Here is a 21,136-nt window from a genome sequence, read left to right as displayed (position 1 = left end):
CAAAAAGGCTCTTTTTTAGAATTATATATATAAACAACAGTCAAATAACCCATTTATTGTCATATTGATAATATTATAACAAAATTAGACGTTGCTAAAACTATAAAAATTCATTAAATTTGCATGAACAAATACCTAGACTATGCAAACATCCCAAAATATAAAACAAGATATTACTTTTGAAGATTTTCAAACTGAAGTTATTAATGATTACAAGATTGCTGTAACCAGTAGAGAATGTAGTTTATTAGGACGACGAGAAGTACTTACAGGTAAAGCTAAGTTTGGTATTTTTGGTGATGGAAAAGAAGTACCACAATTAGCATGGGCAAAAGTGTTTAAAAATGGTGATTTCCGTTCTGGATATTACCGTGATCAAACCTTTATGATGTCTATTGGACAATTAAATATTCAACAATTTTTTGCTGGATTATATGGTCATCCATCAATTGACGCAGATCCAATGTCGGCAGGTCGTCAAATGGGAGGTCACTTTGGAACTCATAGTGTTGATGCACAAGGAAATTGGAAAAATCTTACAGAACAAAAAAATTCAAGTGCAGACATTTCACCTACCGCAGGTCAAATGCCACGTCTTTTAGGATTAGCACAAGCCTCTAAAATTTTCAGAAACGTACAAGGTATTGATACTAATAAATTCTCAGTAGACGGAAATGAAGTTGCTTGGGGAACTATTGGAAACGCAAGTACTAGTGAAGGCTTATTTTTTGAAACTATAAATGCTGCCGGAGTATTACAAGTACCAATGGTTATTAGCATTTGGGATGACGAATACGGTATCTCTGTACATGCAAAGCATCAAACTACAAAAGAAAATATCTCTGAAATTTTAAAAGGATTTCAACGTGATGACACATCTAAAGGTTACGAAATTCTTCGTGTAAACGGTTGGGACTATGTTGCTTTAGTTGAAACCTATCAAAAAGCATCAAAAATTGCGAGAGAAGAACACGTGCCTGTATTTATTCACGTACAAGAATTAACACAACCTCAAGGGCATTCTACATCAGGATCTCATGAACGTTATAAAGATAAAGCCCGTTTAAACTGGGAAACAGAACACGACTGTTTAACCAAAATGCGCGATTGGATGTTAAGCAATAATATTGCTACTGAAGATGATTTAGACGCTATTGATAAAGTGATAAAAAAAGAAGTTAGACTTGGTAAAAAAGCAGCTTGGGAAGCTTATTCTAACCCAATTAAAGCAGAACGCGATACTGCTGTTACTATTATTAATAACCTTGCAGTAACAAGTCCTAACAATGCTTTTATTTCTAAATTAGCGAATGAGATTTCTGAAATAAAAGAACCAATAAGAAAGGATATACTTTCTGCAGCTAGAAAAGCTTTACGTTATGTTATTAACGAAACTTCTCCTGAAAAAACAGCACTTCAAACTTGGATAAACACCTATTTTGAAGATGTACAACCTAAATACAGCTCTCATCTTTACAACGAAAGTGTACATTCTGCCTTAAACGTAAAAGAAGTGAAACCTACTTATGATGCTAATGCAGAATCTGTAGATGCAAGACTTGTAATTAGAGATAATTTTGATGCCATATTTAGTAAATACCCACAATCTTTAATCTTTGGAGAAGATTCTGGTAACATTGGAGATGTAAATCAAGGATTAGAAGGATTACAAGAAAAATATGGTGAACTTAGAGTTGCCGATGTAGGAATTAGAGAAGCAACTATTTTAGGTCAAGGAATTGGAATGGCAATGAGAGGTTTACGCCCTATTGCTGAAATTCAATATTTAGATTATTTATTATACGCATTACAAATTATTAGTGATGATTTAGCAACCTTACAATATCGTACTTTAGGTCGCCAAAAAGCACCATTAATTATAAGAACAAGAGGTCACAGATTAGAAGGAATTTGGCATTCGGGATCTCAAATGGGTGGAATTATTCACTTAGTTAGAGGAATTCACGTATTAGTTCCAAGAAGTATGACAAAAGCTGCTGGTTTTTATAACACGTTACTAGAAGCTCAAGAACCTGCTTTAGTGATTGAATGCTTAAACGGATACCGTCTTAAAGAACAAATGCCAACTAATATGGGTGAATTTAAAACGCCTATTGGAGTTGTTGAAACCATTAAAGAAGGTGCAGATATTACTTTAGTATCTTACGGTTCTACACTTCGTATTGTAGAGCAAGCTGCAAAAGAATTGCTTGAAGTTGGTATTGATGCCGAAGTTATTGATGCACAATCATTATTACCTTTTGATATTAATCATGATATCGTTAAGAGTTTAGAAAAAACAAATCGTTTAATGGTTATTGATGAAGATGTTCCAGGAGGAGCTTCAGCATATATTTTAGACGAAATTATAAATAAACAAAACGGATATAAGCATTTAGATAGTCAACCAAAAACATTAACATCAAAACCACACAGACCAGCATATGGAACTGATGGAGACTACTTCTCAAAACCTTCTTTAGAAGACATTTTTGAAGCTATTTATGATGTTATGCATGAAGTTAATCCTACACAATATCCTGCTTTAAGATAATACTTAAAAGCACATACAAATCAATTAGCTATATTTCATTTTAATATAGCTAATTGATTTTTTTATTTCTACAGCTTCTACAACTGTTTTTTTCAATATAAAAACAGCAAAACCATCTACATTGAAATTCTTATTCAATAGGTTAAAACAAATACATTTCCCTTTTCAATTTAAATAAATAATATAGCATCATAATTTCTAATTTTATTCTGAAAAAATATATTCAGGCTATTTCTAATTCTAATATTAGTTAAAAAGCTCCTAAATTCGTTTTTAAACCTAAAATGGTATTCCGCTTTTAAGTATATTTATATGAAAAGAAAAAACACCTATGCTTACAAAATCAGATAAAATAAAATTAAGAGGCACTATTTTTAGACACCTCGACGGGATTGCAACTGCCACAACAGCTTTCTCATTATATAAAAAAGGAGTTTTACAATACCTTTTAGATCATAAATCGGCTTCAATAACAATATTAACCCAAAAATTTAATGCTAACGAAGGCTATCTTAATGTGGCTTTACGCGTATTATGCTCTCAAGGTTGGCTCACACAAGAGTTAGATAACAGCAGCAATACAGTTACCTATCATACAAATTCGCAAAGTGAAACCGCTTTTGCTTTAGTACATTTATATGAAGCACCGATAAACTTACTTTCACTTGCTGTTAAATACCCGAATCAGCATGAAGTTAGCCCAGAAGCTTTTATAGCTTTAGAGCGTGTTTTTAAAACTTACGAAGCTAATTTCGGATTAGAAAATATTGAAGAAGATAGTATTGCTCATCAAATATTAAAACATATTGAAGGCGTTATTGTCGCACCAATTGTAGTGTTACTTGGTGTAAATGGTTTGTTTCATAAGTATTTTATGGAAGCTTCTTTTACTGCCGAAGAATATCATAAAGATCCAGAGAGTTTTAAGAAAATATTAGACTTCTTTGCGCATTTAGGTTGGTTTAAAAAGAAAAAAAACACTTATCAATTTACAGATAAAGGATTGTTTTTTGCAAAAAGAGCCAGTGCTTACGGAGTAACCGTTTCTTATTTACCAACCTTTGTTCAGTTAGACGAATTGATATTTGGAAACGCATTAATCTTAAAAACCGACTCACCAAACGACACTGAAAAACATGTAGATAGAGAGATGAATGTTTGGGGAAGCGGTGGTGCGCACTCTACATATTTTAAAATTATAGATGAAATTATCATCAAACTCTTTAACAAACCTATTGATGAGCAACCTAAAGGCATTTTGGATATGGGTTGTGGTAATGGTGCGTTTATTCAGCATATATTTGAAGTTATTGAACACCAAACTACAAGAGGAAAACAGCTTGAAGAACATCCGTTATTATTAGTTGGTGCAGATTTTAATCAAGCAGCATTAAAAGTTACAAGAGCCAATTTAATAAAAGCAGATATATGGGCAAAAGTGATTTGGGGAGATATTGGTCGTCCAGATTTATTAGCAAAAGACCTCAAAGAAGATTATAATATTGATTTAAAAGATTTATTAAATGTACGTACATTTTTAGATCATAATCGTATTTGGGAAATGCCAAAAGCACCTACAAAAAGAATCAGTTCTTCTACGGGAGCTTATGTTTCTGAAGGAAAACGCCTCTCAAATAACTTGGTAGAAGACTCTTTATTAGAACATTTAGAAAAATGGAAACCTTACGTAGAACGTTTTGGGCTTTTAATTATTGAACTTCACACGATAAACCCTAAATTTACAGCAAATAATTTAGGAAAAACAGCCGCAACAGCCTACGATGCAACTCACGGATATAGTGATCAATTCATCTTGGAAGTTGACGTTTTCAATAAAATTGCTGCAGAAGCTGGTTTACTCCCAGATCCAAATTATTTTACTACATTTCCAAATAATGAACTCGCAACAGTGAGTATTAATTTATTAAAAGGAACGGAATAAATAATATATATGATGTTGAAAAAAAACTTTTACGACCTTGCTCTTTTATTACTACGTGTAGGATTTGGAGGTTTTATGCTTACGCATGGAATTCCTAAAATAGCAAAATTATCAGATCCATCTACATTTCCAGATCCATTAGGTATTGGACATTTACCATCATTAATTTTAGCATTAATAGGAGAAGTTATAGCACCAATCTTAATCATTATAGGTTTTAAAACTAAATTAGCAGCAATTCCTGCAGCAATTACTATGTTTGTAGCCGCTTTTGTGATGCATGCAAAAGATAGTTTAGCATCAAAAGAGCACGCACTTTTATACTTTATTGTATTTGTTGCACTATTTTTAACTGGAGCAGGAAAAATGTCTATAGATCGTATGTAAATGGAAAATAACAACGCATTAACCACTAGAGATTGGCTTGCTATTGAGCGTACAAAACTAGCTAACGAGCGTACGTTTTTAGCTTATTTTAGAACATTTGTTGTCTTTTTAGGAACCGGATTAACCGTACTTAAAATAGAATTATTTTCAGATTTAAAAGTCTTTGGAATTGTTCTTTTAATAGTGTCTCCTCTAATATTGAGTATTGGAATTTACAGACTTATTAAGACTAAAAAAATCATCAAAAAACATTATCAGGCTTGAAAGCAGTATCTGTAGTTACCATAAAAAAAGAGTTGCAACATCGTTCTCCGGAAGAGTTGATGCAACTCTGTTTGCGTTTATCAAAATTCAAAAAAGAAAATAAAGAACTCCTCACCTATTTATTATTTGAATCTGATGATGAAGCCGGTTATATTGAAATTGTAAAGGCCGAAGTTGACGAACAGTTTAGTACCATCAATACATCTAGTTATTTCTACATTAAAAAAAGTGTTCGTAAAATTTTACGATTGATAAAAAAATACGCGAGATATTCTCTAAAGAAAGATACAGAAGCCGAACTACTACTCTACTTCTGTTATAAATTGAAGCATTTTTCGCCATCAATATCAAATAACGTAACGTTAACCAATATTTATGATCGTCAGATTTTAAGTATCAAGAAAATTGTAAAAACACTTCACGAAGATTTACAATACGATTATAATATACAGTTAGAAGATTTGGGTGAATAATTACAGGTATAAAGATTTCACCTTCTCTAAATCTAAGGTTTTAGCATCATAGAAGTAATCTAATTGCCATTTTTGAGTTTTTTCGGCTTGTTTACTTGTAGGAATATCCCAAGAAGGATACACTCTAAATGCTCTTTTCCCTTCTTTTGTCGTTGTTGAAATAATGCCTTTTTTAATAAGTATCGCTTTAGGAAATACAAACTGACCAAAGCGATTGTCTTTACGAATATTCACTACAAAAAAATCAAAATTATCATCCCTATCAAAAGGTGCAATTGGGGCTTCATCGTTGGCGCGTTTCCAAAAAGTTACAAACTGCCCTACTTTTTTAGGTGTTATTTTTGACGACCTGCTTATAATCTGTTTTCTATTTAGTGTAAACTGACAAGCATCATATTCTGTACTTTCAGCTTCTATACGTAATGCTACTATCTTAAAATCACAAGATTTGTATACGCTATTTTGAATGTCTTCTAAATTAGTATTCATTTTAAAAAATTTCAATTAACTGAAAATTCTGACTAACATTTCTTTCAGTAAATCTCCTTGAGGAACAGCATTACTACCAACCCCTTTACTCTTAACGTCGTACTCTCTGAGTATTTCAATAATGCCACTCACTTTTCTCATTGGAAAGTTTTTGGCTGCTACTAGATATTCAGTTACAAAAAAAGGATTCACTTTTAATGCAGAAGCTACGTTACGTGGGTTTTTATCACTCATCCCATGTAATTTTAATATCTGAGAAAAATATCCAAATAATAAAGACACAGTCATCACCATAGGATTATCTTTAGGGTTTTCGCCAAAATAATTAACAATCTGAAATGATTTTACAGTATTACGTTCGCCAATTGCTTTTCGTAATTCAAAATTATTATAGTCTTTACTAATCCCAATATTTTCTTCAATATGTTCTGGCGTAATTTGAGTATTTTCTGGTAATATTATTTTAAGCTTTTCGAGTTCGTTATTAATTTTACTTAAATCGGTACCTAAAAACTCAACTAACATTTGAGATGCTTTTGGTGTAATGGTATATTTTTTACTCGCTAAAACACGTCTTATCCAATCGGCAACTTGATTTTCGTACAATTTTTTACTTTCAAAAACTACACCTGTTTTTTTAACTTCTTTATATAATGCCTTACGTTTATCTATTTTTTTATACTTGTAATTCATCACCAAAACCGTTGTAGGTTGAGGATTTTTAGCATATGCTGCTAGTTTTTCAATATTACGTGCCAAATCTTGTGCCTCTTTAACAATAACCACTTGTCTCTCGGCCATCATTGGGTAACGTTTGGCATTTCCTACAATATCATCAATCGTGACATCGCGACCATAAAGCACCATTTGGTTAAACCCACGCTCGTCTTCGGCAAGTACATTTTCTTCAATAAAATCTGATATTTTATCAATATAGTACGGCTCTTCACCCATTAAAAAATAAATAGGTTTTAAGTTTCCTTGCTTTATATCTGTTACTAATTGTTTGACTTCGTCCAAAATATATGTGTATTATATAAAAAATCTTAACTGGTTATGCTTCATTTTCAAAGTATTAAATCGTGAAAAATTATCGATAATATTTTTGTTGAAAATCGCCAAAACCGACATTATAATTATAAATTTGTGTAGTGCAAAAGTTAAATTTCCCCACATACACATTCCGATTCAAAAATAGCGAAAATAAAATTTCTATTTTCGATGAAATCCGTAAAAGATTTATGGTATTACAGCCCGAAGAATGGGTGCGTCAACATTGTGTGCATTATTTAATGACAGAGAAAAAATATCCTAAGTCATTAATTAATGTTGAAAAAGAATTAACTGTAAACGGTTTACGTAAACGCTACGATATTGTGGTTTTTAATCCCGATGGTAGCATTCATATTGTTGTAGAATGTAAAGCGCCTAAAATTAAAATTAGTCAGGCAACTTTTGATCAAATTGCACGCTACAACCTGGCCTTAAATGCCACTTTTTTAATGGTAACTAATGGCTTGGAGCATTATTATTGTCAAATGGATTTTGAAAACGAACGTTATGTCTTTTTAAAAGATATCCCAGATTATACCTCATGAAAACAGCTATTGTTATACTAAATTGGAATGGAAAAAAACTTTTAGAACAGTTTTTACCATCTGTAATTGCACATTCTGAAGCTGCAAAAGTTTATGTGGCCGATAATGATTCAACAGATAATTCGATAGCGTTTTTATCTTCAAAATATCCAAATATTGAAATTATAAAAAACACTACAAATGGCGGTTATGCAAAAGGCTATAATGATGCCTTAAAAAGGATTGATGCCGATGTTTTTTGTTTAGTTAATAGTGATATTGAAGTTACCAAAAACTGGTTAAATCCTATAATTTCTGAATTTAAAACAAATAGAAATACTGCAATTGTACAACCTAAAATTTTAGATTTTAAAGATAAATCTTACTTTGAATATGCTGGAGCAGCTGGTGGATTTATTGATAAATATGGCTATCCATATTGCCGCGGACGTATTTTTGATACTTTAGAAAAAGATAACGGACAGTATAATGATACTTCTGAAATTTTTTGGGCTTCGGGAGCGTGTTTCTTCATTAGAAAATCTGTTTTTGAAAGCTTAAATGGTTTTGACGAATCGTTTTTTGCTCATATGGAAGAAATTGATTTGTGCTGGCGAGCTTTCAACCAAAATCATACTATAAAATATATAGGAACATCAACAGTATTTCATGTTGGCGGCGCAACTTTAAATAGTACAAACCCTAAAAAAACGTTTCTAAATTTTAGAAATAGTTTAATCACTTTAGTAAAAAATGCACACGGTAATATCTTCTTATTAGTGTTTACGCGTCTCCTTTTAGATGGATTAGCGGGACTAAAATTCTTATCTGAGCTAAAATTTGCTCATTTCATTGCTATTATAAAAGCACACTTTAGTTTTTACAGTAAATTACCTTCAGTATTAAAACAACGTAAAACCCTTACTCAGAAAGGAAACTACTATAAAACGACATCAATTGTTTGGCAGTATTTTGTAAAAAAGAGACGCCAATTTTAATTCTCTTTAAATATGTTAAATTTTCTGTTAACATATAGCTAATCAATAATTCTTTTATATAATTTTGGTTATGTTAATATAACACCTATAATTACTATTATTATGAAGAAACTAATGTTATTAAGTATATCTGGAATGTTACTTTTAGGATCATGTGTCTCTAAAAAGAAATTTACAGATCTTGAAGCACAACAAAAAGAAACCCAAGATTTATTAAATACTGCTACTGTAAAATTAAACAGTTGTTTATCTGACAAAGCAGCATCTATGGCTCGTGTAGAAACAATGAAAGATCAACTTTCAGATCTGCGCAAATCGAACCAAGATTTAATTGACACAAAAGGGAATTTAACAACACTTACTCAAAAAGGTGCTGATAATCTTGAAAAATCTTTAGAAAGCTTAAAAGAAAAAGATTTAAAAATTACACGTTTACAAGATGCTTTAACTAAAAAGGATAGTGTAACACTTGCTATCGTTACTAGCTTGAAAAAAGAGGTTGGTCTTAACGATCCAGACATTCAAATTAATGTTGAAAAAGGAGTCGTGTTTATCTCAATTGCTGATAAATTATTATTTACTAGCGGAAGTTATAATGTAACATCTCGTGCTAAAGAAGTTTTAGCTAAAGTTGCTAAAGTAATTAATGGGAAACCAAACTTTGAAGCCATGGTTGAAGCTCACACAGATAATGTACCTTATAGAAAAGGTGTATTATTAGATAACTGGGATTTAAGTGTAAAACGTGCAACTTCTGTAGTTAGAACTTTAGAAGAGTTAGACGTAAACCCTCAACAACTTATTGCTGCTGGTCGTAGTCACTATGTACCTTTAGTTGCAAACGATACTGCTGAAAACAGAGCAACAAACAGACGTACTCGTATTGTTGTTTTACCTAAAATTGATCAATTTTACCAAATGATTGAAGAAGAAATGAAAAGTCTTTCTGAAGAGAACTAAGTTTCATTTTAAAACATAAAAAAGCTCAACTAATTATTTTAGTTGAGCTTTTTCTTTTTATAATATTATGAGCGCTTAAAAAATCTCTAAGCTTCCTTTTCCTTCTCTAACAATTACCGCTTCTCCATCTGAGAAATCAATGATCGTGGATGCTTGGTTATCCCCATAACCACCATCTATAACTAAATCTACAAGGTTATTCCATTTTTCAAAAATCAATTCGGGATCTGTGGTATATTCTATAATCTCATCTTCATCACGTATAGATGTTGATATTATAGGATTACCGAGTTGCTTAACAATCTCTAAAGCAATCGCATTATCTGGCACACGAATACCTACTGTTTTCTTCTTTTTAAATACGTTAGGCAAACTTTTTGCTCCTGGTAAAATAAAAGTATACGGTCCAGGAAGTGCACGTTTTAAAATCTTAAATGTTGTGGTATCAATTTGCTTCACATAATCACTTAGGTTACTTAAATCTTCACATATAAATGAGAAATTAGCTTTCTCTAATTTTACACCTTTAATCTTTGCAACACGCTCTAAAGCTTTTGTATTGGTAATATCGCAACCAATACCATAAACGGTATCGGTTGGATAAATGATTAATCCACCACGTTTTAAAACTTCTACAACCTTTTTAATTTCTTTAGGGCTGGGATTTTCTTCGTAAATTTTTATAAATTGAGCCATAAGACTATATATTATTACACTTTTTACTTAAAACATTTTTAAGCTACTCTAAGTTACCCAATAATCTGCAATTTTGCAAAACGAAGTAGTAAATTTTTAACACCTCCATTTTCAAAATTAATTTCTGCTTTTGTATCTGGTCCTACGCCTTCAATTTTTAAAACCTCCCCTTTACCAAAACGTAAATGTTCTACAATATTTCCTTTTACCATTTTACCATCAAATAAATTTGCGGCAGTTCCTGTAGCAGATTTAGATAAAGGTTTTAATTTTTTAGGGGGTACAAATTGTGGTGCTTTCTTTTGAGGCTTTCTAATTAATGGTTTTTTAAATCGTACTGTATTTGCACTAGGCATATCATCACCAAAAATATTAGGATTAAGCATTGGATTTTGCCTTGGGTCGTCCATTGGAGTTATCACATCTACATATTTTTCATCAATTTCTTGAATAAAACGACTTGGTTCAGCATCAATTAATTTTCCCCAACGGTAACGCGATAACGTGTATGTTAAATAAGCTTGTTTTTCAGCTCTTGTAAGTGCTACATAAAACAATCTTCGCTCTTCCTCTAGTTCACTACGTGTACTCATACTCATACTACTTGGAAACAATTCTTCTTCCATACCTACAATATATACGTATGAAAACTCTAGTCCTTTTGCCAAGTGAATAGTCATTAATGCTACACGATCATCTTCTCCTTTATCATTATCTAAATCTGTAGCAAGCGCAACATCTTCTAAAAATTCTGCTAAAGAACCTGTGGTATCTACCAACTCTTTTTGTTCTTCAACAAAATCTTTCATACCATTAAGAAGCTCTGCAATGTTATCCATTTTAGCAACTCCTTCTGGCGTACTATCTTTATTAAATTCTTTAATTAATCCGGTAGCTTTAGTTACATGATCTGCTAATTCAAAAGCATTTGCCGTTTCACTCATTACCGTAAAACTCTCAACCATTAAGGCGAAATCCCTTAATTTATTTTTGGTTCCAGAATTAATTTTTAGATCAATTTTATCTATATTCTGAATCACTTCAAAAATAGAACGTTTATAACCATTAGCAGCTACTATTAATCTATCAATTGTGGTTTGCCCAATTCCTCTAGCAGGAAAATTTATAACACGTTTTAGTGCTTCTTCATCGGCAGGATTAATTATTAAACGTAAATATGATAAGACATCTTTAATCTCTTTACGTTGATAAAACGAAACACCACCGTAAATTCTATAATCAATACCACGTTTACGTAAGGCATCTTCCATGGCACGAGATTGTGCGTTGGTACGATATAAAATTGCAAAATCACTATTTTTAAGTTCACTATTTTCTCGCATGTTTTCGGCGATAGAACTCGCTACAAAACGCCCTTCTTCACCATCGGTAAGCAAACGGTTCACTTTTATTTTTTCACCTTCATCATTTGCGGTCCAAACAATCTTATCTAATTTGGTTTTGTTTTTATCTATAACTGAATTTGCCGCATTTACAATCACTTTTGTAGAACGGTAATTTTGTTCTAATCGATACATTTTCACATCGTCATAATCCTTTTGAAAATTCAGAATATTATTAATATTTGCACCACGGAAAGCATAAATACTTTGTGCATCATCTCCTACTACACATATATTTTGAAAACGATCTGATAAGGCTTTTACAATTAAATATTGAGAGTGATTTGTATCTTGATACTCATCTACCAAAATATATCTAAAACGATCTTGATATTTCGCTAATACTTGAGGGAAACGCGTTAAAAGCTCGTTGGTTCGTAATAATAAATCATCAAAATCCATCGCTCCTGCTTTAAAACAACGCTCTACAAATTCTTGATAAATATCTCCCATCCTTGGTCGTCTTGCTGCTTTATCAGCTTCAATTAACTCTGGGTTATTACGGTATGCTTTTACGGTAATCAAGTTATTTTTATACGAAGAAATACGCGAACGCACCTGTTTGTATTTATAAATCTCTTTATCTAAGCCCATTTCTTTTATAATTGCAGAAAGCAATCTATCGGAATCTTGGGTATCATAAATGGTAAAATTTGCTGGATACCCTAATTTATCGGCTTCAATTCGTAATATTTTAGCAAAAACCGAGTGAAATGTTCCCATCCACAAATTTTTTGCCTCACTTGTTCCTACAATTTGAGAAATACGCTCTTTCATTTCTCGAGCGGCTTTATTTGTAAATGTGAGTGATAAAATATTAAACGAGTCTATTCCTAAACTCATTAAATAGGCGATTCTATACGTTAAAACACGTGTTTTTCCTGAGCCTGCTCCAGCGATAACTATCATTGGACCATCCTTTTGGATTGTTGGTGCTAACTGTGCTTCGTTTAACTGACTTAAATACTTCTCCAATTCATTTTCTTTTATGGCATAAAAATAAGAATTGTAGAGTTTTAAACCCCTTACATTTCTTAATAATTATAAACAATTCATAAAACTTTTATTTGTTCTGATAAAATTAAAATATCTTTGTTCAAAATTATTATTTATGAATTCTGTTCTCGATTTTTTAAGCCAAATAACATGGTGGATGTGGTTATTATTTATTATTGTACTTGTTGCAATAAGAGATGTTTTCTTTCAGAAAAGACATACCATAAGCCATAACTACCCTATTATTGGGCATTTTAGATATATTTTAGAAAAAATAGGTCCTGAATTAAGGCAATATCTTGTTGCTAATAACAGAGAAGAATTACCTTTTAATCGTATTGAACGCGGATGGATTTATGCTTCGGCTAAGAAGGAAAATAATTACGAAGGTTTTGGTACCGATAGAGATATTTACGCACATCAACATTTGTTTATTAACAATGCGATGATGCCTTACCAAGTTAAAGATGATCATCCTAACGCTACCGACCACTGCTTTTTACCATGTGCGAAAGTAATAGGTGCTCATAAAAATCGTAGAAAACCATTTCGTCCGGCATCTGTAATTAATGTATCGGCAATGAGTTTTGGGTCACTATCAGCAAAAGCTGTAGAATCTATGAATAAAGGTGTGCATATGGCTGGTGCTTATCACAACACTGGAGAAGGCGGACTTTCGCCATACCATAGTAATGGAGGTGATGTTATTTTTCATTTTGGAACAGGTTATTTTGGTGTAAGAGCTGAAGATGGTGGTTTTTCAATGGAAAAGATGAAAAAACTCGTTGAAAACAATCCGTTTGTTCGTGCTATTGAAATAAAATTATCTCAAGGTGCAAAACCAGGAAAAGGTGGTGTATTACCAGGTTCGAAAATTACAGAACAAATTGCAGAAATTAGAGGTGTTGAAGTTGGTAAAGATGTATTGTCTCCACCAAATCACAAGGCATTTAGTAACGTTCCTGAAATGGTTGAATTTATAGAACAAATTGCTAAAGAAACAGGACTTCCTGTAGGAATAAAAGCGGCTATTGGAAAATTAGAACAATGGGAAGAATTAGCAGATATTATGGCTGCAACGGGTAAAGGTCCAGATTTTATTACTGTTGATGGTGGTGAAGGTGGTACTGGAGCTGCTCCTCCAAGTTTTGCAGACCACGTAAGTTTACCATGGGTTTACGGATTTGGAGATTTATATAAATTATTCCAAAGAAAAGGATTAAGTGAACAAATTGTATTTATTGGAAGTGGAAAACTAGGATTTCCAGCGAAAGCTGCCATGGCTTTTGCAATGGGTGTAGATTGTATAAATGTAGCGCGTGAAGCAATGATGAGTATTGGTTGTATACAAGCGCAAGTTTGCCACACCAACAAGTGCCCAAGTGGTGTTGCTACACAAAGTAAATGGTTACAAAACGGAATAGACCCTACCTTAAAATCTGTACGTTTAGCACAATATTTTAGAACGTTTAGAAAAGAATTTATTGAAATAACACATGCTGCAGGTTACGAGCATCCTTGTGAATTTAAAATGAGTGATATTGAAATTAATGTAGATGATCACAACTTATCTAGCGAGTTGAGTGTTACTTATCAATATACAAAAACACCTGTTCCTTTTAATGGCATGCAAGAGTTGAAAGATTGTAAATATTTGGGTGGAAATAAAGCTAGTTAAACACTTTTAAAAACGCTTTTCGGTTGGCTTTAGAGATAGGTACACGATACTCATTCTCTAAAACAACATACCCTTCATTTTCAAAATGACGCACTTTCTCAAGGTTAATAATATGTGATTTATGGCATTTAAAAAAAACGGTGCTTAATAGTTTTTCAAAACGTCCTAAATTATAAGAACTTGTTATTGTTGTTGTGTTTATTAAATGAATTTTAGTGTAACCTTCATAACCTTCTAGATGAATTACTTCTTCTTGAGGGATAAATGACAAACCTTTTGAAGTAGGAATTATTATTTTCTTATTATCTGCCAACGCACCTGTTAACAAATTCACTAACTTATGGCTATTATTGAGTTCGCTTTTTTCGCTTATTACAGTAATCGCTTTATCTATTGCAACAGTTAAATCGGCATTATCAATTGGTTTTAGCACATAATCAATAGCATTTTGCTTAAACGCTTCAATTGCATACTCGCTATATGCCGTTACAAAAATCACTTGAAACTGAATATTAGATAACCGCGAGAGTAAATCAAAACCGTTAATTCTAGGCATTTCAATATCTAAAAACACTAAATCAGGTTGCTCTGTTTGCAACGCTTTTACGGCATCTTCAGGTTTTTGAAATGTATGAGTGATTTCAATTTCAGGAAATAATTTCCCTAGCTTTTGCGCTAAACCTTTTAGATTAGAAACTTCGTCGTCAATTAATACCGCAGTTAATGTTTTCATAAATTATAATTGAGTAATTATAAAGGTTGATTTGTTTCCTTTATCATTAAGTTCTGGTTGATATTCTTCTTCTGAATAAGTAATTCTCCAGTGTTCTGATTTATTTAAATATTTTAATCTATCTTTTAAAACATGAGACGATTTTATCTTTAGATTACTTTGTTTTTGTGTATTTATAAAACCTACTCCATCATCAATAATTTCAATTTTAGTGCTTTTATTAGATATATAACAGATGTTAATGTACACATTTCCGTTTTCTAATTTATTAAAAATTCCGTGATTTATAGCATTTTCAACAATAGGTTGTAAAAGCATTGTTGGTAATTTTACATGTTTAACATGAATATTTTCATCAATATTAAAATGATATTCAAACTTATCCTTAAAGCGGAGTTTTTCTATATCTAAATAACTTTTAATTAATTTTATCTCTTTATCTAAAGTGATTTCGGTTTCTTTTGATAGTTCAAAAAACTGACGAATAAGCTTAGAGAATTTTACCAAATATTTCTCGGAAGCTTCAATTTCATTATTATTAATATAATACTGAATTGCTGCTAATGAGTTAAACACAAAATGAGGATTCATTTGAGAACGCAATGCTTTAAGTTGCGTTTCTGTAAGCATTTTTTCTTGTATCAGTTTTTTGTTCTTTTTAAGTTGTGTTTGTTTACTCACATACCAAACAATATAACTTAAAATAGCTACAGAAAATAAAATAAGAAGTGATTTTGCCCAACCTTTTTGCCACCATAACGGTTCAATAGTAAATTTTAATTCCTTTACAATAGTCCCCGATTTTAAATTGAATACATAATCATTGGGCTGTAAATTATTAAAATTAAAAACAGGTATTGCTGTTGTAGTCCATTCTGTTTGAATAGGTTCTAATTTATAAGAAAAGTTATTTTTTGCAACTTCAGAAAAATCAATAGAATTTACAGTTAAGCTTAACGTATTATTAGTTGTATAGTAAAATTCAAAATTACATTCGTCAATAACATTTGTATTATAAGTCGCTTTTTCAATAAAAACATCAAAGAATAAATTTTCTTTTTTTTGCCGAATTGGTAAAATTGCCAATCCATTATTAGTCCCCACTATTAAACTAGAATCGTTTACAAAAACTTTATTTATGTTGCTATTAGGTAAACCATCTTCAATAGTATAGGCTGTTTTTAATTGATATTTTTTGTGTTGTTTTTCAAAATGTAACACCCCTGTATTTGTAGCTAACCAAATTGCTTGTCCTTTAATATATGCATCCTGAACAATTAAAAAATCGGAACCTTTTAAGGCATAAATATCATTTAAATTTGAAATAAAACTTCCAAAACCATCTGTGTTAATTAACAATTTATGATCTGGTAAAGTTTTTACACTTAAAACAGCTTTAGTAAACTGCTCGTTATTAAAATTAACATTTATAATTTTATCGTTTTTTAATTCCTTTAAACCATTATTTGTTGCAATAATTAAACGCGAATTAAACACTACAAAATCATTTGAACCACGTAGTTTAAAGTCATTTTCTATATGAAAAGTTTCAGGGTTTAATTCATAAATTCCGAAGGAATAAATACCATATAATTTATCATTAAAATAGATTACTTTTTTAATAAATGAGTTTACATATTCGGAGCGTTCTTCATCAATTTTAAAATCTATAGAGCGTTGTGTATGCTTTTTTTCAATAATTACATTTGCATTTTTTAAGAAATAGCAGGTATTAAATTCTTTAATTTCATTGACTCCAAATACATAATCTATAGATTCAATATATGGTGAGAACGTTTTTTTAATATCATTATATTTATAAAATCCTTTATTGTAAACTCCTACTATTAATTGGTTATTTATAAAATCTAAACTTTGTATTTTCTCCTTTTCAAAAGCATAATCAACATGTTGTTTTATATAAGGTAATTTGTACACGCCGTTAGCAAAAGTAGAAATCCAAATGGTGTTTTGCACATCTATATATCCAAAATGTGCATTTAATTCCGAAGGAAAAAAGAAAGGCGATTTAACATGAAAATTATCATCTAAAACACCTACAAAAGGTTCTCCTGAAATTTGAATGGTATTTCCTACTAAGTTAATTCGCGGGTATTTGATAGTATCAACACCTATTTCATCTTTAAATTTAAAACTCTTTAATTCTAAAGTCTCTAGATTTAAAATCATGTACATATGATTAGATGTCCAAAAAAAGACCTTTTCATTAATTTGACCTCTTGAGCTACTTAAAAAAAAACTACTTTCTATAGAAAAACGTTTTAAAATGGTATGATTTTTATCGTATACAAACAGACTGTCACGTTTCTTTTTAACTTTTAAATAAGCCACAGGAGAGTTGAAAATCATAATAACATCTTGAATCTCCTCTTTATTTGTAGGTGTTTCTATATGTTTCCAAATGCTATTTTTTAATTTAAAAATTTTATTTGGGCCTCCAAAATAGACATCGTTATCAATTTGAGTTGAGTAGATAGGATTTATAATTTCATCTTTATTTTCGTTTGAAAAAGATAATACACTATCGTTTTTAATATAACCTAATTTAGAAGATTTAGACATGTACCATACTTTACCATCTGGTGTGGAAAAAGCATCCCAAACATCATTATTTGGTAAGCCATCTCTCGTGGTATAAGTTTTAAAGGTTTTTCCATTATACTTTACCATGCCCTTATCGGTTAAAAACCACATAAATCCTTGGGCATCTTGTATAATGGTATATACCTGATTACTAGGTAAACCGTCTTTGGTAGAAAAATTGGTGTATTGCTGTGCCATTGAAATGCTCCATACTAAAAAGACGCAAACCGTAATATGGAGTGTTTTATATTTCAAGTATATAATTTTAATGGTTTAACACAAAAGTAATGGTTTTATATTATTAACTATTTATTATTGATCATCAAGACGATATATGCGTCCAGACCCAGAAACTGTTCCTTGAGATAAATTTCCTACAACACTAATATACTCTCCTTGAAAAGTAAATTCAAGATAATCACCAACATTAGTAGGATGTACGGTTACAATACATTCAACTGGGTTTGTTGGTAAATTTATTATATCTGAAAAGAATACATTTCCTGGTGTAAGTTCTGTAAAATAAAACTTAGCGTTTACACCATCGGAAATTCCCCAAGAAAAATTATTAGTATTTATAAATGTAGTCATATTTTGAAAGGTAAAATCGCCATCAACATATATACTAGCAGCTGAATTTGCACCCGCTCTAAAGAAAAACTTATCATAAGCGTTATTTGTATTTGATGTATAATATCCTTTTGCCGTTGTATCAAATATACGTTCGGGTCCGTTATTTATGGAGTACTTAAAATATTCACTTGTATTTAATGTTGGTGTAATTGTATCATCTTCCGAACAATTAAACACTAACAATACTAAAATAACTAACAGTAATGGTTTTAATTTTTTTTTCATCTTTATATATTATAAAACTTCATCAATAGTTACACAAAACTCTACTTCAACACCACCATAAACCACATCATATCTCACTTCATCTCCTACTGCAGATCCAGCGCGTTGACAAGTGACCACAACGCCTACTTCTTCAATACCGTCTAATAAGAAATAACCACTTCCTACTTCGTTTAGATCAATAACGTTAGTGGTAAAAAAAATTGTTGGTGATGATGAAAATGATGCAATTTCTATTCCTGGAGCACCATAAGGTCCGTTACTTGCGTTTGGAAAATATTGAGTATTTAATTCGGATTCCGCAACAATTGATTGGTCATTATTATTGCTATCTAAATAAGAAAACCCTTCGTAATTACATGATACTTGATTGGTTGCATCGTCGTCATTATTACATGAAACAATGGTAAACATTAAAATAAATAAAATAAGTAGATTTTTCATAATCGTAGTTTTAAAAGCAAAAAATTAATCTAAAATAATTCCTAAAGATCCTTCGTAATGCCCGGTAACAATATCACCGCTCAGTTTTACAAAAGTATAATCTACATTAATAGTGCTATTTTGCGGGTTAATAACATCAATATTTAAGACGTTAATAGTTATTGTATTTCCTTGGGTTGCTGGCCAATGTTCTGTAGTAACATCTTCAACACCTTCACCAAACTCTAAGCCGTTATTAAAATAAGAAGGTGATAATTGTGAAATTGTTCCTCCGGTAATAATTACAGTATCATGATCTGAAACTACATAAGTATTACCTACCGTAGGAGCCGAATTAGCTAAACTTGGATTATCTTCAACATTTACAGCTAAATACACCCATTCTGAAGTGTTTAAAGAAAACAAATAATCACTTGAAGACCCATTTACATCTGCATCATTATCAAACATTCGTCCGTTTGAAAAGAAGAAAATATAATCATCTGGATAACTATCTCCACCTGTTAAGGGATCGTCATCATCTTCATCTACTTCATAATATGCGTTAGGAGTTTCAAAAAATGTACTTCCTATTGTAAATCCATCGGTTGGATTTTGAGAATTTGTTTGTGCATCATCATTATTATCACAACTAAAAATAGTGACGGCGAATAACACAAAAAGTATTTGCATTTTTTTCATAAGTATACGCTATTATTTTATAAAATCATTAATCTAAGATAATCCCTAAAGTACCGTCGTAATGCCCGGTAATTGAAGTCCCATCTGCTGCTAAAAAAGTGTAATCAATATCAATTGTACTATTTTCTGGCGCAGAAGCATCTATATTTATAGCGTTTATGGTTACCATTGGTGCTACAGTTCCTACATAATACCAAGTTCCTGGAGTTTCTAGAAGATTTCCAAAATCAATACCATTTTCAGTACCAAAACTGGTTGCAACCAATCCATCAAAAGCAATTACAGAGTCTGCCGAAAAATTAGGTGTTCCGGTACTAAAACTAGAACCTATATAGGTGTTTCCTGCCGAAATAGCGCTTCCAACTAAACTTGTATTATCTACTGATCTAACTTTTATTAAAGCTAATTTAGAGGTTGTATTTACTGAATATGCATACTCATATCCTACGCCTACGTCTCCAAAAGTATCTGTAATTCTTCCGTCAGTAAACATAAAATTATACTGATCAGGATGTCCGTCTGCATTATTATCCAACTGATCAATAGTTATATAAGCATTTACCGTTTCGTGAAATACTGAATTAATAGTAAACCCATCAATTGAAGAAGTTGTAGCGTCATCGTTATTATCACAATTACATAAAGTGATTGCCATAATACTCATTAATAAAAATTTTGAAAATATTTTCATAAAATTATGGTGTTACCTGATCAATAACCACACATAATTCTGCCTCTCCTACTCCTGTAAGTACAACATCAAATCTTAATTCTTCTCCCACTGCGTTATTTGCTCTTTGGCAAGTAACAACACCAGCATAATCAACATCATCTATTCTAATTTCTGGATTAGTATCTATAGCTCCAACAGTTAAAGCTCTTGTAACTACAAATGTATTTCCTAAATTAGTGGTATAACCTACTTCTACTGCTGGAGAACCTGGTCCGTCATTATTTGGAAAGTAATGTGTGTATAATTCGTCTTCAGGTATTAATGTTATTGTACCGTTTATTTCAGCAGTAAGTCCTTCATAATTACAAACATCTACATTTGCTGCATTATCATCGTCATTATCACAATTTAAAAATGTTAATGTTAATAATAGTAATAGTACTGATTTTAAAGTCGTTTTCATGTGTATTGATTTTAGGGGTTATTATTATTTTTTTTTCTAAAGAAAGAAATACTACAATATTCAAAACAGATATTTACACCATGTTATTGAAATTTATATTTTGAATGTATTAAGAAATGCTATGTCGTTTTATGGTATTTTAAAACGATATCTTACTGATAAAACTACAAATCATAGTCATATCACAGAAACTAAGGGGAATTGTTTCATTGTTTTAAGATTTAGGGTAAAAAAAATCGTCAGCGTCATACAATTAAGTAACC

At 31.2% G+C, this 21,136-nt stretch carries 20 protein-coding genes; 9 read left to right on the top strand and 11 right to left on the bottom strand.

Annotated elements, in window-relative coordinates; genetic code table 11:
- Positions 1 to 142: 142 nt before the first annotated feature.
- The 5 genes from ACU4C5_RS11030 (at position 143) to ACU4C5_RS11010 (ending at position 5,620) form a co-directional block, all read left to right on the top strand.
- On the top strand, positions 143 to 2,554 hold the full coding sequence (locus ACU4C5_RS11030; protein WP_446844269.1) for an alpha-ketoacid dehydrogenase subunit alpha/beta: 2,412 nt from the start codon (positions 143 to 145) through the stop codon (positions 2,552 to 2,554).
- 331 nt (positions 2,555 to 2,885) lie between these two features.
- Positions 2,886 to 4,496 (top strand): class I SAM-dependent methyltransferase, encoded by a 1,611-nt coding sequence (locus ACU4C5_RS11025; protein WP_446844268.1) that lies wholly within the window; start codon positions 2,886 to 2,888, stop codon positions 4,494 to 4,496.
- 9 nt (positions 4,497 to 4,505) lie between these two features.
- The gene (locus ACU4C5_RS11020) at positions 4,506 to 4,883 is read left to right on the top strand and encodes a DoxX family protein (RefSeq protein ID WP_446844267.1); all 378 of its coding nucleotides are present in this window, start codon (positions 4,506 to 4,508) and stop codon (positions 4,881 to 4,883) included.
- Positions 4,884 to 5,147 carry a DUF202 domain-containing protein gene (locus ACU4C5_RS11015; protein ID WP_446844266.1) on the top strand — a complete coding sequence of 88 codons (264 nt, stop codon included), beginning with the start codon at positions 4,884 to 4,886 and terminating at the stop codon, positions 5,145 to 5,147.
- Positions 5,144 to 5,620 (top strand): hypothetical protein, encoded by a 477-nt coding sequence (locus ACU4C5_RS11010; RefSeq protein ID WP_446844265.1) that lies wholly within the window; start codon positions 5,144 to 5,146, stop codon positions 5,618 to 5,620. Before ACU4C5_RS11015 ends, ACU4C5_RS11010 begins: the two co-directional genes overlap by 4 nt.
- On the opposite strand, the gene ACU4C5_RS11005 is transcribed toward ACU4C5_RS11010, so the two are convergent.
- Entirely contained in the window at positions 5,621 to 6,109 is a 489-nt protein-coding gene (locus ACU4C5_RS11005) for a MepB family protein (RefSeq protein ID WP_446844264.1), read from the bottom strand.
- 15 nt (positions 6,110 to 6,124) lie between these two features.
- Positions 6,125 to 7,129 (bottom strand): DNA polymerase III subunit delta, encoded by a 1,005-nt coding sequence (gene holA / locus ACU4C5_RS11000; protein WP_446844263.1) that lies wholly within the window; start codon positions 7,127 to 7,129, stop codon positions 6,125 to 6,127.
- A 131-nt stretch (positions 7,130 to 7,260) separates the two neighbouring features.
- Between holA and ACU4C5_RS10995 the strand changes: the two genes are divergently transcribed.
- From ACU4C5_RS10995 to ACU4C5_RS10985, 3 genes are all read left to right on the top strand, one after another.
- The gene (locus ACU4C5_RS10995) at positions 7,261 to 7,707 is read left to right on the top strand and encodes a type I restriction enzyme HsdR N-terminal domain-containing protein (RefSeq protein WP_446844262.1); all 447 of its coding nucleotides are present in this window, start codon (positions 7,261 to 7,263) and stop codon (positions 7,705 to 7,707) included.
- Entirely contained in the window at positions 7,704 to 8,684 is a 981-nt protein-coding gene (locus ACU4C5_RS10990) for a glycosyltransferase (RefSeq protein WP_446844261.1), read from the top strand. The genes ACU4C5_RS10995 and ACU4C5_RS10990 overlap by 4 nt, the downstream gene beginning before the upstream one ends.
- 102 nt (positions 8,685 to 8,786) lie before the next feature.
- Positions 8,787 to 9,644, top strand: coding sequence for an OmpA/MotB family protein (locus ACU4C5_RS10985; protein WP_446844260.1), 858 nt, complete (start codon positions 8,787 to 8,789; stop codon positions 9,642 to 9,644).
- 75 nt (positions 9,645 to 9,719) lie between these two features.
- Here ACU4C5_RS10985 and ACU4C5_RS10980 read toward each other — a convergent pair whose 3' ends face one another.
- Entirely contained in the window at positions 9,720 to 10,340 is a 621-nt protein-coding gene (locus tag ACU4C5_RS10980; RefSeq protein ID WP_446844259.1) for an L-threonylcarbamoyladenylate synthase, read from the bottom strand.
- A 53-nt stretch (positions 10,341 to 10,393) separates the two neighbouring features.
- Positions 10,394 to 12,718 (bottom strand): ATP-dependent helicase, encoded by a 2,325-nt coding sequence (locus ACU4C5_RS10975; RefSeq protein ID WP_446844258.1) that lies wholly within the window; start codon positions 12,716 to 12,718, stop codon positions 10,394 to 10,396.
- 136 nt (positions 12,719 to 12,854) lie between these two features.
- On the opposite strand from ACU4C5_RS10975, the gene ACU4C5_RS10970 reads away from it, so the two are divergent.
- On the top strand, positions 12,855 to 14,417 hold the full coding sequence (locus ACU4C5_RS10970) for an FMN-binding glutamate synthase family protein (protein WP_446844257.1): 1,563 nt from the start codon (positions 12,855 to 12,857) through the stop codon (positions 14,415 to 14,417).
- Here ACU4C5_RS10970 and ACU4C5_RS10965 read toward each other — a convergent pair.
- From ACU4C5_RS10965 to ACU4C5_RS10935, 7 genes are read right to left on the bottom strand one after another with little or no spacing between them, the layout of a single operon-like run.
- On the bottom strand, positions 14,410 to 15,150 hold the full coding sequence (locus ACU4C5_RS10965; RefSeq protein WP_446844256.1) for a LytR/AlgR family response regulator transcription factor: 741 nt from the start codon (positions 15,148 to 15,150) through the stop codon (positions 14,410 to 14,412). The genes ACU4C5_RS10970 and ACU4C5_RS10965 overlap by 8 nt on opposite strands.
- Positions 15,151 to 15,153: 3 nt before the next feature.
- Positions 15,154 to 18,009, bottom strand: coding sequence for a sensor histidine kinase (locus ACU4C5_RS10960; protein ID WP_446844255.1), 2,856 nt, complete (start codon positions 18,007 to 18,009; stop codon positions 15,154 to 15,156).
- Positions 18,010 to 18,066: 57 nt separating this feature from the next.
- A complete protein-coding gene (locus ACU4C5_RS10955) occupies positions 18,067 to 18,612 on the bottom strand; it encodes a hypothetical protein (RefSeq protein WP_446844254.1) in 546 nt (181 codons plus the stop codon).
- Between the two features lie 9 nt (positions 18,613 to 18,621).
- Positions 18,622 to 19,056: a hypothetical protein gene (locus tag ACU4C5_RS10950; protein WP_446844253.1), complete on the bottom strand. Its 435-nt coding sequence runs from the start codon at positions 19,054 to 19,056 to the stop codon at positions 18,622 to 18,624.
- Positions 19,057 to 19,080: 24 nt separating this feature from the next.
- Positions 19,081 to 19,728: a hypothetical protein gene (locus ACU4C5_RS10945; protein WP_446844252.1), complete on the bottom strand. Its 648-nt coding sequence runs from the start codon at positions 19,726 to 19,728 to the stop codon at positions 19,081 to 19,083.
- A gap of 37 nt (positions 19,729 to 19,765) precedes the next feature.
- Positions 19,766 to 20,428: a hypothetical protein gene (locus tag ACU4C5_RS10940; RefSeq protein ID WP_446844251.1), complete on the bottom strand. Its 663-nt coding sequence runs from the start codon at positions 20,426 to 20,428 to the stop codon at positions 19,766 to 19,768.
- A gap of 4 nt (positions 20,429 to 20,432) precedes the next feature.
- Positions 20,433 to 20,873, bottom strand: coding sequence for a hypothetical protein (locus ACU4C5_RS10935; RefSeq protein ID WP_446844250.1), 441 nt, complete (start codon positions 20,871 to 20,873; stop codon positions 20,433 to 20,435).
- Positions 20,874 to 21,136 lie beyond the last annotated feature (263 nt).

Source organism: Lacinutrix undariae (assembly GCF_052934785.1).
Note: the sequence above shows the minus strand (reverse complement) of the source record. Positions and strands in the feature narration are given on the sequence as shown.

Excerpts from the sequence above, each read along its gene's own strand:
- ACU4C5_RS11030 (WP_446844269.1), top strand. The coding sequence starts at position 143 with ATGCAAACATCCCAAAATATAAAACAAGATATTACTTTTGAAGATTTT.
- ACU4C5_RS11025 (WP_446844268.1), top strand. The coding sequence starts at position 2,886 with ATGCTTACAAAATCAGATAAAATAAAATTAAGAGGCACTATTTTTAGA.
- ACU4C5_RS11020 (WP_446844267.1), top strand. The coding sequence starts at position 4,506 with ATGATGTTGAAAAAAAACTTTTACGACCTTGCTCTTTTATTACTACGT.
- ACU4C5_RS11015 (WP_446844266.1), top strand. The coding sequence starts at position 4,884 with ATGGAAAATAACAACGCATTAACCACTAGAGATTGGCTTGCTATTGAG.
- ACU4C5_RS11005 (WP_446844264.1), bottom strand. The coding sequence starts at position 6,109 with ATGAATACTAATTTAGAAGACATTCAAAATAGCGTATACAAATCTTGT.
- ACU4C5_RS10990 (WP_446844261.1), top strand. The coding sequence starts at position 7,704 with ATGAAAACAGCTATTGTTATACTAAATTGGAATGGAAAAAAACTTTTA.
- ACU4C5_RS10985 (WP_446844260.1), top strand. The coding sequence starts at position 8,787 with ATGAAGAAACTAATGTTATTAAGTATATCTGGAATGTTACTTTTAGGA.
- ACU4C5_RS10980 (WP_446844259.1), bottom strand. The coding sequence starts at position 10,340 with ATGGCTCAATTTATAAAAATTTACGAAGAAAATCCCAGCCCTAAAGAA.
- ACU4C5_RS10970 (WP_446844257.1), top strand. The coding sequence starts at position 12,855 with ATGAATTCTGTTCTCGATTTTTTAAGCCAAATAACATGGTGGATGTGG.
- ACU4C5_RS10965 (WP_446844256.1), bottom strand. The coding sequence starts at position 15,150 with ATGAAAACATTAACTGCGGTATTAATTGACGACGAAGTTTCTAATCTA.
- ACU4C5_RS10955 (WP_446844254.1), bottom strand. The coding sequence starts at position 18,612 with ATGAAAAAAAAATTAAAACCATTACTGTTAGTTATTTTAGTATTGTTA.
- ACU4C5_RS10950 (WP_446844253.1), bottom strand. The coding sequence starts at position 19,056 with ATGAAAAATCTACTTATTTTATTTATTTTAATGTTTACCATTGTTTCA.
- ACU4C5_RS10945 (WP_446844252.1), bottom strand. The coding sequence starts at position 19,728 with ATGCAAATACTTTTTGTGTTATTCGCCGTCACTATTTTTAGTTGTGAT.
- ACU4C5_RS10940 (WP_446844251.1), bottom strand. The coding sequence starts at position 20,428 with ATGAAAATATTTTCAAAATTTTTATTAATGAGTATTATGGCAATCACT.
- ACU4C5_RS10935 (WP_446844250.1), bottom strand. The coding sequence starts at position 20,873 with ATGAAAACGACTTTAAAATCAGTACTATTACTATTATTAACATTAACA.